The organism is Pseudomonas sp. D3-27, from assembly GCF_051132165.1.
GTDB lineage: Bacteria > Pseudomonadota > Gammaproteobacteria > Pseudomonadales > Pseudomonadaceae > Aquipseudomonas.
The window spans coordinates 5,406,274-5,419,090 of sequence record NZ_CP071667.1 but is presented as its reverse complement, the minus strand read 5'-3'; the positions used below and the strand labels follow the sequence as shown (position 1 = coordinate 5,419,090).

Annotated in this window: 8 protein-coding genes; all 8 read left to right on the top strand. The window is 62.8% G+C overall.

The features are described from left to right. Positions 1-4 precede the first annotated feature (4 nt). A complete protein-coding gene (locus J3P92_RS24305) occupies positions 5-6,322 on the top strand; it encodes an Ig-like domain-containing protein (RefSeq protein WP_434649334.1) in 6,318 nt (2,105 codons plus the stop codon). 40 nt (positions 6,323-6,362) lie between these two features. After that, a complete protein-coding gene (locus J3P92_RS24300; RefSeq protein ID WP_420766486.1) occupies positions 6,363-7,877 on the top strand; it encodes a TolC family protein in 1,515 nt (504 codons plus the stop codon). A 12-nt stretch (positions 7,878-7,889) separates the two neighbouring features. Next, entirely contained in the window at positions 7,890-8,675 is a 786-nt protein-coding gene (locus J3P92_RS24295) for an aspartyl/asparaginyl beta-hydroxylase domain-containing protein (protein WP_434649332.1), read from the top strand. Beyond that, entirely contained in the window at positions 8,663-9,598 is a 936-nt protein-coding gene (locus J3P92_RS24290; RefSeq protein WP_434649330.1) for a sulfotransferase family protein, read from the top strand. Before J3P92_RS24295 ends, J3P92_RS24290 begins: the two co-directional genes overlap by 13 nt. 116 nt (positions 9,599-9,714) lie before the next feature. Then, positions 9,715-9,960 (top strand): DUF2789 domain-containing protein, encoded by a 246-nt coding sequence (locus tag J3P92_RS24285; RefSeq protein ID WP_420766483.1) that lies wholly within the window; start codon positions 9,715-9,717, stop codon positions 9,958-9,960. Positions 9,961-10,155: 195 nt separating this feature from the next. Further along, positions 10,156-10,737, top strand: coding sequence for an alpha/beta hydrolase (locus J3P92_RS24280; protein WP_420766482.1), 582 nt, complete (start codon positions 10,156-10,158; stop codon positions 10,735-10,737). Positions 10,738-10,782: 45 nt separating this feature from the next. Next, positions 10,783-11,718, top strand: coding sequence for a sigma 54-interacting transcriptional regulator (locus tag J3P92_RS24275; RefSeq protein WP_434649328.1), 936 nt, complete (start codon positions 10,783-10,785; stop codon positions 11,716-11,718). A gap of 217 nt (positions 11,719-11,935) precedes the next feature. After that, positions 11,936-12,718, top strand: a complete 783-nt coding sequence (locus J3P92_RS24270) for a MetQ/NlpA family ABC transporter substrate-binding protein (protein ID WP_420766480.1) — start codon at positions 11,936-11,938, stop codon at positions 12,716-12,718. Positions 12,719-12,817: the final 99 nt, after the last annotated feature.

The following is a 12,817-nucleotide window of genomic DNA, read 5'->3' as shown; positions in this document are numbered from 1 at the left end:
CGTCATGTGGTGGAGCAAAGGCAAATCGCGGGTAACCGAGAGCACGCAACCCCTGGCATCGCCAATGATCATGTCTCTGGAACCGCGAATGCTGTTCGACGGCGCGGTGGCGGCCACCGTGGCCGATGCGGCGCAATCGGACGCGCAACCGACTGCCGAGGCGGCCAAGACGCCCACAGCGGACCAGCCTTCCGACACCCATGTTCCCCAAGGCCAGGCCGATGCCACCGAGGCCGCCGTCCCGGGCAAGTCCGTGGTGTTCGTCGATTCACGGGTCAAGGACGCTGGCAGCCTGCTGCAAGGCGTGGCCCCCGGGACCGAGGTGGTGCAACTGGATGCCACCAAGGACGGCCTGCAACAGATCGCCGATTACCTGGACACGCACCAGGGCGTCAGCTCGGTGCAGATCATTGCCCACGGCAACGCCGGTGATTTGTGGCTGGGCAACAGCTACCTGTCGGCGGACAACGTCCAGGCCCGCGCCGAGGTGCTGGCGCAGATCGGCCAGGACATGAACGCCGGCGGCGATATCCTGATCTACGGCTGCTACACCGCCGAAGGCGACCGCGGCATGAGCCTGGTCAATTCGCTGGCGCAGCTCACCGGCCGAGACGTGGCCGCTTCCGACGACCGCACCGGCCTGGGCAGCGACTGGAACCTGGAAATCGCCACCGGCACCATCGAAAGCGCCAACGTGCTGTCGAGCAAGGCCATGAGCGAGTACCAATGGGGCCTGGCCACCTGGACCGCCACCAACAACCTCAACACCGGCGTCGGTTCCCTGCGTGCGGCCCTGGCCTCCGCACAGAACGGCGACATCGTCACGTTCAATAACACCATGACCGTCGGGCTGACGTCGGTGCTGGTGGTCAACAAGAACGTCACCATCGATGGCGATCTCAACAACGACAACGTTGCCGACGTGACCCTGGATGGCCAATACCGGACCCAGATCATCAACGTGACGGCCGGCACGACGGCAACCCTCGATGGGCTGGTGATCACTCGGGGCATGGCGGCGGGTAACGGCGGCAATGGCGGCGACGATGCGCTGGTGTCCAAGGGCGGTGGTATCTACAACGCCGGCACCCTGACCCTGCGCAACGTTACGGTCACCGCGAACGCCGCGTCTGGCGGTGGTGGTGGCGGTGGCGTGACGCCGCAATACGCCGGTGGTGGCGGTGGTGGCGGTGGTGCGGTCGGTAGCGGTATCGGTGGCAAGGGCGGCGATACGCTCAACGCCACGGGTTCCAATGGCTCGGCCGGGCAGGGTGGCGCGGGCGGCGGCTTCTTCAACATTGGCGGGCGTGGCGGTTCCACCACGGGTGGCGCGGGCGGTGCGGCCTATCCGGGTTACAGCACCGGTTCGGCCGGCGGCACGGCCAGCAGCGGAGGCTTGTCCATCGGTGGCGGTGGCGGTGGCGACGGTTATGACGACATCGGTGGGGCAGGTGGCGGCGCGGTCGGGGGTATCTATAACGATACCGGCGCGACCCTGCGCGTCATTGGCAACTCGGTTATCTCCAATAACGTCGGTGCCGGCGGCGGCGGCGGTGGTGGCGCCGGCGGGGGTTACACGCAGGCGGGCGGTGCGGGTGGCGTTGGTGTTGGCGCCATCTGGAACAAAGGCACGATCCTGATCACCGCCGCCAACTTCGCGGCCCTGGCCGGCAACGTCGGCGGCAGTGGTGTGGGTGGGACGAGTGCCGGCAGCGCCGGCGTTTCACCGGCATCGGTGGCCAACGTCTACGGTGACGGCGGCACCATCAATACCAACTATGTACCGGATGAGACACCGCCTACCGCGACCGTCGTGGTGGCCAATACCAACCTGAACTCCGGTGGCACGACGACGGTGACCATCACCTTCTCCGAGGCCGTAACGGGCCTCACCGCGGCGGACCTGACGGTGCAGAACGGCACCGTTGGCCTCTTGAGCAGCGGCGACGGCGGCATCACCTGGACCGGCACCCTGACGGCGGCCAGCAACATCGCCGACACCACCAACATCATCACCCTGAACAATACCGGTGTGGCCGACCTGGCGGGCAATACCGGCGTGGGCACCACCGACTCGAACAATTACGTGGTCAACGACACCGTGGCGCCCACGGCGTCCATCGTGGTGAGCGACACGGCCCTCAGGGTTGGCGAGACGTCGACGGTCACCATCACCTTCTCCGAGGCGGTCTCCGGCTTTACCACGGCCGACATGACTGTGGCCAATGGCTCGCTCAGCGGCCTGAGCACCAGCGACGGCGGTATCACCTGGACGGCCACGTTGACGCCGGACGCGGCGGTCACCGATACCTCCAATCTCGTTGTGTTGAATAACACCGGCGTGGCGGACCTCAATGGCAACGCCGGCGTGGGGACGACCAACTCCAACAATTACGCCATCGACACGCAACGCCCGACCGCCACCATCGTGGTCGCCGACACCGCGTTGAGCGCGGGCGAAACCTCGTTGGTGACCATCACCTTCAGCGAGGCGGTGAGCGGTTTCACCAGCGCCGACCTGACGGTCGCCAACGGTGCGGTCACCGGGTTGAGCAGCAGCGACGGCGGCATTACCTGGACCGCAACGCTGACGCCGAGCGCCAGTGTCACTGACACCAGCAACCTGATCACGCTGACCAACAGTGGCATTTCCGACCTGGCCGGCAACATCGGCAGCGGCACCACCGACTCGAACAACTACGCCATCGACACACAGCGCCCGACCGCCTCCATCGTGGTGGCCGATACCGCACTGAACATCGGTGAAACGTCCCAGGTGACGATTACCTTCAGCGAGCCCGTTACCGGCTTCACCTTGGCGGACCTGACGGTTGCCAACGGCTCGTTGAGTGGACTGAGCAGCAGCGATGGCGGCATCACCTGGACCGCGACGCTCACACCGAGCGCCACTATCAGCGACGCGACCAACCTGATTGTCCTGGCCAATACCGGTGTGTCGGACGCGGCGGGCAATGCCGGTAGCGGCACCACCAGCTCCAACAACTACGCCGTTGATACCCAGCGTCCCACCGCCAGCATCGTTGTCAGCGATACCTCGCTGAGCGTCGGCGAAACGTCTCTGGTGACCATCACCTTCAACGAAGCAGTGACAGGCTTTACCGCCGCTGACCTGACGGTCGCCAACGGCACGGTTATCGGCCTGAGCAGCGGCGACGGCGGCATCACCTGGACCGGGACGCTGACGCCAACCGCCAGCATCAGCGACACCAGCAACCTCATCACCCTGGATAACTCCGGCGTCGCCGACGTGGCGGGCAATACGGGCAGCGGCACCACCGATTCCAACAACTACGCCATCGACACCGCGCGTCCGACCGCCACCATCGTGGTCGCCGACTCGGCCGTTGGCGCTGGCGAAACATCGGTGGTGACGATTACCTTCAGCGAAGCGGTGACCGGTTTCACCCTGGCCGACCTGAGCGTCACCAACGGCAGCCTGAGTGGCCTGAGCACCAGCGACAACATCACCTACACGGCGACGTTCACGCCATCGGCGGGCGTCACCGACACCACCAATCTGATCACCCTCAACAATACCGGCGTGGTGGATGGCGCTGGCAATACTGGCAGTGGCACCACCGATTCCAACAACTACGCCGTGGACACCCAGCGCCCGACCGCCACCATCGTGATCGCCGATACGGCGCTGAGCGTCGGCGAAACCTCCTTGGTGACGATCACCTTCTCAGAAGCGGTCAGCGGGTTCGACAATTCGGACCTGAGCGTGGCCAACGGCACCTTGAGCGCAGTGAGCAGCAGCGATGGCGGCATCACCTGGACCGCTACTTTCACGCCGGCCCTTGGGGTGAGCGACACCTCCAACATAATCGTCCTGAACAACACCGGCGTGGCGGACGGGGCCGGTAACAGCGGCACTGGCACCACCAGTTCCAACAATTACCAAGTCGATACCAACGTGCCGACAGCGACCGTCGTGATTGCCGATAGCACCCTCGGCATCGGCGAAACCACGACCGTGACCATCACCTTCAACTCGGCGGTGAGCGGTTTCGACAACAGTGACCTGACCGTCAGCAACGGCACCCTGAGCAATGTCGGCAGTGTCGACGGCGGTGTTACCTGGACAGCCACGTTCACGCCGAGCGTCAGCATTTCCGATACCACCAACGTAATCACCCTGGACAACACCGGCGTGATCAACGTGGCGGGCAACGCGGGTGTCGGCACCACCGACTCCAACAATTATGCGGTGGATACGGTGCGACCCACCGCGACCATTGTCGTGGCCGACACGGCAATCGGTGCCGGCGAGACGTCGCTGGTCACCATCACCTTCAGCGAGGCGGTGACCGCATTCACCGCCGCGGATCTGACGGTCGCCAACGGTACGATTTCCGGGCTGAGCAGCAGCGACGGCGGTATCACCTGGACCGCGACCCTTACGCCCACCAACGGGATCAACGACAGCAGCAACGTGATCTCCCTCAACAACGGCGGCATCATCGATCTGGCGGGCAATGGCAACGTCGGCGCGACCGTCTCCAACAACTACGCGCTCGATACCCAGCGCCCTACCGCCACTGTCGTGTTGAGTGATTCATCATTGAGGCCGGGCGAAACCGCCCAGGTGACCATAACGTTCAGCGAGGCGGTGAGCGGCTTCAGCAATGATGACCTGAGCGTTGCCAACGGCACCTTGAGCGCCGTGAGCAGCAGCGACGGCGGCCTGACCTGGACTGCCACGTTTACCCCGACCCTGGGCGTGAGCGACACCACCAACCTGATCGTCCTCGACAACACCGGTGTGAGCGATGGGGCCGGCAACACCGGTACCGGTACCACCAATTCGGCCAACTACGCCGTCGAGACCCGCGTGCCGACCGCCACCGTCGTGGTGGCCGATCCAGCGCTGAGCGTGGGCGAAACGTCACTGGTGACGATCACGTTCTCTGAAGCGGTGAGCGGTTTCGACAACAGCGACCTGACCGTCAGCAACGGGACGCTGAGCAATGTGTCCTCGACCGACGGCGGCGTCACCTGGACGGCAACGTTTACCCCGGCAAGCAACGTCACTGACACCAGCAACCTGATCAGCCTGGACACCAGCGGCGTGTCAAACGTGTCGGGCAATGACGGCGTCGGCATAGTCAATTCCAACAACTACGCGGTCGACACCGTGCGTCCGGGCGCCACCATCGTGGTGGGCGATACGTCCCTGGGCATTGGCCAGACCACGACAGTGACCATCAGCTTCACCGAGGCGGTGTCCGGCTTCGACTTGTCGGACCTCAGCGTCGCCAATGGCGTGCTGTCCAACCTCGCCAGCGTTGACGGCGGCCTGACCTGGACGGCGACCCTGACGCCGACGGCGGGGATCAACGACGCCACCAATTTGATCTTGCTGGATGCCAGTAACGTGCAGGACAGCGCCGGCAATGCCGGTGTCGGCATTGCCATCTCCGCCAACTACGCCCTCGACGCCACCCGGCCGACCGCGACCATCGTGGTGGCCAATCCGAGCCTGGGCGTGGGCCAGACGACCCAGGTCACGTTCACTTTCAGCGAGGCGGTGACGGATTTCGACCTGTCGGACCTGAGCGTCACCAACGGCGAACTGAGCAACCTGAGCAGCAGCGACGGCGGCAAGACCTGGACAGCGACCTTCACTCCGTCGGTGAACCTCACCGACCCGAGCAACTTCATCGCCCTGGATACCAGCAACGTCAGCGACCTGTCGGGCAACGCCGGGTCAAGCGTGTCGGTGTCCAACAACTATGCGATCGACACCGTGGTGGCCAACGATGTGAAGCCACCGCCAGAGTTCCTGATCTCGGATCCGGTCACCGTCATCCCGTCGTCCGAGGTGCCCTTGCAACCAATCATTTTCAACCCGCCAACCGGCGACTTGGGCTCGCCGCTGGGCTTCCCGCCGCTGTTCGAGCAACGGGACGTGGGCGGTGGTCTTCGGCCCATCGGGGATATCTTCATCAACCGTGGCGAGTTGGCGCCCAGCTATATCGCCCAGGTTTTCAGCAGTGACGCCGGCGGGGACGGCTCGGGCCAAGGGTTCCTGGGTTTTGGCGGCGGCGACGGCGGCGTGTTTGGCAGCAGCACGATTTCTAGTTTGTTCAACCAGGACACGGGTTCCGATGGCGAGTCGCTGGATGCCTTCGAGAACCGGTCGATAACGGGGGGCGATGCCTCCCAAGGCCTGCGCGGCGTGTTTGGCGCTCCGACCTTGGGCCAGCAGTTGCAGCAGCTCAAAGACACAGAACAACGCCAGGTGGACAGCCTCGCGACGGCTTTGAAACAGGCCGGCACCAGCCAAGCGCTGGCCTGAGAATTCCATAAAAAATACGGTAGCCAGGGGCAATCCAGGGATGAATAGAAGTCAGAAGTTATTCGGTGTGAGTTTGCTGGCGTTGGTGATCAGCGGTTGTGCGGTCACCAGCGAGCCGATCGATCGAAGCACCAGCGAACAGCGCGCCCGGAACGACCTGCAGAATATGTACAAGGACCAGGAGCCCCTCAGTGGTCCGTTGACGCTGCACCAGGCCATGGCCCGCGCGGTGAAGTACAACCTCGAAGGCCGCCTGAAAATCATGGAAGAGGCCTTAGCCAAGCGTCAGCTGGACCTCGCCAGCTTCGACATGCTGCCGCGCATGGCCCTCGATGCCGGTTATGTGGGGCGTAACAACGTCAGCGCCTCCAGCAGCCAGAGCGTGGAGACCGGCACCCAGTCCCTGGAACCGTCGACCTCCCAAGACCGCGACCGCGAAGTGGCGGACCTGACCATGGTCTGGAACGTGCTCGATTTTGGCGTCAGCTACATCAGCGCCAAGCAGGCCGGTGACCAAAGATTGATCGTGCAGGAACGCCGGCGCAAGGTGATCAATACCATCGTCCAGGATGTGCGCTCGGCCTACTGGCGAGCCATGGCCGCCGAACGTTTGCTCAAGCAGATCGACAGCCTGATGGCCCGGGTCGAGGCGGCGCGAGGCAACAGCCAGAGCATGAGCGAGCAGCGCATCGGCGACCCGGTGCAGGCCTTGGGTTACCAGCGCTCGCTGATACAGGCGACCCGTCAGTTGGAAGAACAGCGCCGGGCCTTGTCCCTGGCCAAGACCGAACTGGCGACCCTGATCAATCTGCCGTTGGGCACCGAGCTGACCCTGGCGACCCAGGATGAGTACGCCATCCCGGAACTCAAGGTCGATTTGGCTCGCCTCGAACAGGAAGCGCTGGCCAGCCGGCCGGAACTGCGCGAGCAGGACTACCAGACCCGCATCACTGCGGCGGAAACTCGCAAGGCCATGTTGCGCTTGCTGCCGGGGCTGGAATTTTCCGCCGGCGGGCATTACGACAGCAACTCGTTCCTGGTGGAGCAGGGCTGGGCCGACTACGGCGTCAAAGTCACCTGGAACCTGTTCAATGTCATCTCCGCTCCAGCGGCTATCGACGTGGCCAAGGCCGGTGAAGAAGTCGCGGCGGCACGGCGCCAGGCGATGTCGATCGCCGTGTTGGCGCAGCTGTACGTTGCCAACGCCAACTACCGCGAAGCGCTGCGCCAGTTCAAGACCAGCCAGGAGCTGTCGGACATCGATGGGCAAATCGTTGGTCAACTGCGTAGCCGTCACCAGGCTGCGGGTATTGGCGAACTGGACCTGATCCAAGGCGAGCTGAATACCTTGCAGGCGGACCTGCGGCGGGACCTGGCCTATGCCGACCTGCGCAACGCCTACGGACAAATCTTCGCCAGTGCCGGCCTCGACCCATTGCCGAACGAGGTGCAGTCCACCGAAGTGCAGTCGATTGCCACTGCGTTAGCCAATCGCGAAGCGGCCTGGGCGCAGGGCGATATCACGCTGCCGAAAACAGCCACGATGACTCAATAACCGGGCACAGCCATGACGCGCCCGGCGTTTTCCCGCCTGCCCGTCACGGTGAACCTGCCGTTGCTGTTGCAAGCGCTGGCAGCCATCAAGGACGAGCGTTGGCGAGGGCATTTCAACACTGCCTATCACAGCGGTGATTGGAGCGGCGTGGCGTTGATCTCGGCTGCCGATGCCTTGACCGAGCTGTCGCCCGGACACGGTAAGCCCGTGTACCGCGTGCCCTGGTCAGAGGATGGTCGCTGGCAAGAAGCATTGGCCGATTGGCCTCTGGATATCGTCTCGGCCCGCCTGCTGCGGTTGGGCCCGGGTGGTCTCATCCATGAGCATCGCGACTATGACCTGGGCGGTCCGGACGCCGACCTGCGCCTGCACGTTCCGCTGCTGAGCTCGCCGGGGGTTACGTTCTGGCTGGACGGGCAGATCATTGCGATGCAGGCGGGCGAATGTTGGTTTCTCGATCTGGCGCGTCCTCATCGCGTTGCCAATCAAGGCGACCAGGCGCGTATCCATCTGGTGCTCGATTGTCGCCCCGGGCCATGGTTGGACCAGCAGATAGCCGAGGGGCTGCGTAGTACACCCGAAGCCGTCGTTGGGCAAAGCGACCTGGCCCGTTTCCAGTATTGCGTGGAGGTCGATCCTCAGCTTGCCAGCGCATTGCAAGGCCTTCATGACCTGGACACTTTCGTTGAAACCGCGCTGACGCTTGGGGCGGAACAAGGGCTGCATTTCACCCGGGAGCAATTGCGGGCTGCCATGCGCCACGGTCGCCGACAATGGAGTGACCAGTGCAAGCCCTGAGGCTGGATGGCTGGTTGCCGATCCGCGTGTGGCAGGAGGCCGGTGAGTGGCGAGTCGATTGGTGCTGGTTCGGTGACCGACGACTGTCGCAGCCGTTCTTCGGCGATGCCGTGGAAGAAGCCCTGCGCTTGCCCTTCAACCTGGTGTTCCGCCGCCAGACACCCTTGGACGTCCTGGGCCAATGGCAGCGACAGAGCCCCGGCCTGGCGCCCAGCGCATTCATCTTCCATGCCTCCCGATGCGGCTCGACACTGATCAGCCAGATGCTCGCCCAACTGGATGACCACATCGTCATCTCGGAGCCGCCGCCCCTGGATGCGCTGCTGCGCAGTGATTTGCCGCCTGCCGGACGGCGCGTGGCGCTCAAGGGCTTGGTGTCGGCCTATGGGCAGCGCCGTCGAGGTGGGGAGCAACGGCTGGTGATCAAGCTCGACGCCTGGAACATCGGCGAATTGGCGCTGTTGCGCGAATGTTTTCCCGATACGCCTCGGCTGTTCCTGTACCGCGATCCGCTGGAAATTGCCGTCTCCCATCTGCGCCGCCCTGGCATGCACATGGTGCCGGGGTTGATCGGGGCGAGCGTGCTCGACGATGAATTACCCTTCGTCAGCCAGGAAGATTTCATCTCGCGCCGGGTGGGCCGTTTGTTGGCGACGGGTCTGGAGCACTGCCAGGCGTTTGCCGCAATGGCGGTGGACTACACCGAACTGCCCGAGGCGATGACGGGAAGGCTGGCGGCGTTTTTCGGGCTTGATGATGAGCAACGCAGGCGAGTGTTCGCAAAAGTGGGGCAGCATGCCAAGCAGCCGGCGCAGGCGTTCACTGGCGACAGCGAGGACAAGCGCCGGGAGGCTTCGGCGCTGTTGCATGAGCGGGTCAGGTGTTACGCGCAGGCACCCTATGAAGCGTTGAGATCGTTGTAGTCCAGGCGATCCCGCTTCTGCGGTGAAGGTGCTTGCCACAAAGGGTTCAGCGTTCGCTTCAAAGGACTAGACTGCGAGAGTCCCCCAGCTGATCCTTTCATGCTCAGGAGTTTCGCATGGAAACCCCGATCCATAACCTTCCCGCGCTTTTCAAACAACTCGGCCTGCCCGACGACGCCGTCAGCATTGATCAATTCATCGCCAGCCACTCGCCGCTCAAGCCCGAATTGCATCTGGCCGACGCATTCTTCTGGAACGAGAGCCAGCGGCAATTGCTGCGTGATGAAATTCTCGAAGATGCCGATTGGGCGGTGGTGGTGGATCAGCTCGACGTGCTGCTGCGCAAGGGCCGAAGTGGTTGAGGCTTATGCTGCAATACTTGTGCTAGCGAGCTATCAATCAGTGCCGATGCCAGACACAACAGATCGCGAGCAAGCGCGCTTCCCCATGGGCTGATCTGTTATGCTATTTAAGCCTTAATAAATAGCTTCTTATTCCTTAAGCAATGCAGCTCTCCTCCTTATACTCGTCCGCAAACAGATACGCAGGAGAGCCCCATGCGCAACGAATCGATTCGCTACCTGATTGTGCCGGGCTGGCAAGGATCGCCAGACAATCATTGGCAAACCCACTGGCAGGCCAGCCTGCCCAATAGCACCCGGGTCGAACAGGCTGACTGGTTGACGCCACGCCGAGAAGATTGGGTCGCCGCGCTGGCAGAAGCCATCGCCGCTGACAGCACGCCGGTGATTCTCATCGCGCACAGCCTGGGTTGCATCACGGTTGCCCATTGGGCTGCTACAGCTCCGGTGCAGCTGTTACGACAGGTGCGCGCCGCGTTGCTCGTGGCACCGGCGGATGTGGAGCGGCCGGCCTGCGCCCCGGCGTTGCGCAATTTCGCGCCGATCCCGACGAACCTGCTGCCATTCCCCAGCCAAGTGGTCAGTTCCGACAACGACGCGGCAGTCAGTGCCCCGCGCGCGCTGGAGCTTGCACGCAACTGGGGGGCCGAGGCCGGGATTCTGGCGGGGGCCGGGCATATCAACGTGAAATCCGGACATCAGCGTTGGGAGCAGGGTTTCGCTTATCTCTACCGCCTGCAAACGCGCATGGAGCATCACGCCCTGCGTCGTGCCTGAATTTTAATGCCCTCCGTCTCCCGGCGGTTTGGGCGGGAGCCTGCCATGACCTTGCACGAAACCTTTGGCCAGCCATTGCTGACCTTTCCCGACTCGGAAAAAAGCCCTCTGAGCATCCGCGCCAAGGCGCTGGTTTTCGTCGACCCACGTTCGCGGCAGTTACGCCAGGAGCTGGAGCGATTGGCACCGCGCTCGGTCTCGGTGTTGATCCGCGGCGAAACCGGCACCGGCAAGGAGCTGTTGGCCAGGCACATCCACCGCGAAAGCAATCGGGGCGGGTTGTTTGTCTCAGTCAATTGCGGCGCCATCAGCCCTACTTACGCCGATGCCGAGTTGTTTGGCTACGCCGCTGGCAGCCATAGCGGTTCGGCCAGCAGCCGGGCGGGGTGGTTCGGCTCGGCCAATGGCGGCACGCTTTACCTGGACGAGATTGGCGACTTGCCGTTGCCGATCCAGATCAAATTGCTGGCGGCCCTGGAGAACCATGAAGTCACTCGCGTTGGTGCGCACCAGCCCAGTCCGGTGGACGTACGCCTGGTCGCGGCCACCAGTATCGATCTGGCGCAAGCGGTGTCGGCTGGAAAATTCCATGATCGGCTCTACCACTACCTTTGCGAGGGTCAGCTTGAGCTGCCGGCCTTGCGCGAAAGAGTGGGCGACATCCTGTCCCTGTCCGAATACTTCTTGGGCATCTACAGCCAGCGGCTTGGTTTGACGGTGCCGCTGATCAGCGAAGCGGCGCAGCATGCCCTTAAGGGGCACAGCTGGCCGGGTAATACCCGTGAGTTGGAAAACGTCATTCACTTTGCATTGCTGGTGAGCACGGGGGACGAGATTTTGCCGGAGCATTTGAACCTGCCGTCCCGGCCAACGGCCCTGGGACTGATCGACCGCCAGGCGGCGCAGGTTATCGCCCAGGGCTCGGAAACCGAACGCCTGGCCCTCAAAGCGTTGCTCGTTCAATTGAGCCAAACGCTCTAGACCGGACCCGTTCAACGGCGGCGAAGGTGCTCGCTCCCTCGTCACAAAAATCTGCGGTTTTCCTATATGAGTAAAATGAATATGAACTTGAATAAAAGATATTGTTAAGGCATAAAAATTATCGGTATCTTGCGCATCACGCCAGCGATAGCACTTCGCTGGCACTTTACTTATGGTCGTCGTCCATGACGCCTGTGATTTTCGATAAGGACACCGCATGAAAAAGGTTCTGTTGTTCACCGCATTGGCGGCAGCCCTCACCTCGGGCCTGGTCCAGGCCGCAGAGAAGCTGGTCGTCGCAGCCACCCCGGTACCCCACGCCGAAATCCTTGAGCTGATCAAGCCAGCCCTCGCCAAAGAAGGCGTGGACCTGGAGATCAAGGTTTTTACCGACTACGTTCAACCCAACGTACAGGTTGACCAAAAGCGCCTGGACGCCAACTACTTCCAGACCCTGCCGTACCTCAAGAGCTTCAACGAAGGCAAAGGCACTGATCTGGTAACCGTAATCGGCGTGCACGTCGAACCGTTTGGCGGCTACTCGAAAAAGGTCAAGAGCCTGGCTGAGCTGAAGGACGGCGCAACCATCGCCATCCCTAACGAAGGCAGCAACAGCGGCCGGGCCCTGATCCTGCTGCAGAAGGCTGGCCTGATCAAACTCAAGGACCCGAAAAACGCCTTGGCGACGCCGAAAGACATCGCCGAGAACCCGAAGAACTTCAAGTTCAAGGAGTTGGAATCGGCCATGTTGCCGCGCGTGCTGGATCAGGTCGACCTTGACATGATCAACACCAACTACGCCTTGGAAGCAGGCCTGAACCCGGCCAAGGACGCCTTGGTGATCGAAGGTTCGGATTCGCCTTACGTGAACTTCCTGGTCGCCCGTCCGGACAACAAGGACAGCGACGCCATCCAGAAACTGGCCAAGGCCCTGACCAGCCCGGAAGTGAAGGCGTTCATCGAGAAGAAGTACAGCGGCGCGGTACTGCCGGCGTTCTGATTCACGCGATAAAAAGTTTCAAGCGCCGATGGCTGGTACAGCGTCGGCGTTTTTTATGCTCGAAAGATTGCTTGGGGTCAGGGACAGGATTACCTGTGG

Bases quoted from the DNA above. Each gene is read 5' to 3' on its own strand.
- J3P92_RS24295 (WP_434649332.1), top strand. From the start codon at position 7,890: ATGACGCGCCCGGCGTTTTCCCGCCTGCCCGTCACGGTGAACCTGCCG.
- J3P92_RS24285 (WP_420766483.1), top strand. From the start codon at position 9,715: ATGGAAACCCCGATCCATAACCTTCCCGCGCTTTTCAAACAACTCGGC.
- J3P92_RS24275 (WP_434649328.1), top strand. From the start codon at position 10,783: ATGACCTTGCACGAAACCTTTGGCCAGCCATTGCTGACCTTTCCCGAC.
- J3P92_RS24280 (WP_420766482.1), top strand. From the start codon at position 10,156: ATGCGCAACGAATCGATTCGCTACCTGATTGTGCCGGGCTGGCAAGGA.
- J3P92_RS24300 (WP_420766486.1), top strand. From the start codon at position 6,363: ATGAATAGAAGTCAGAAGTTATTCGGTGTGAGTTTGCTGGCGTTGGTG.
- J3P92_RS24270 (WP_420766480.1), top strand. From the start codon at position 11,936: ATGAAAAAGGTTCTGTTGTTCACCGCATTGGCGGCAGCCCTCACCTCG.
- J3P92_RS24305 (WP_434649334.1), top strand. From the start codon at position 5: ATGTGGTGGAGCAAAGGCAAATCGCGGGTAACCGAGAGCACGCAACCC.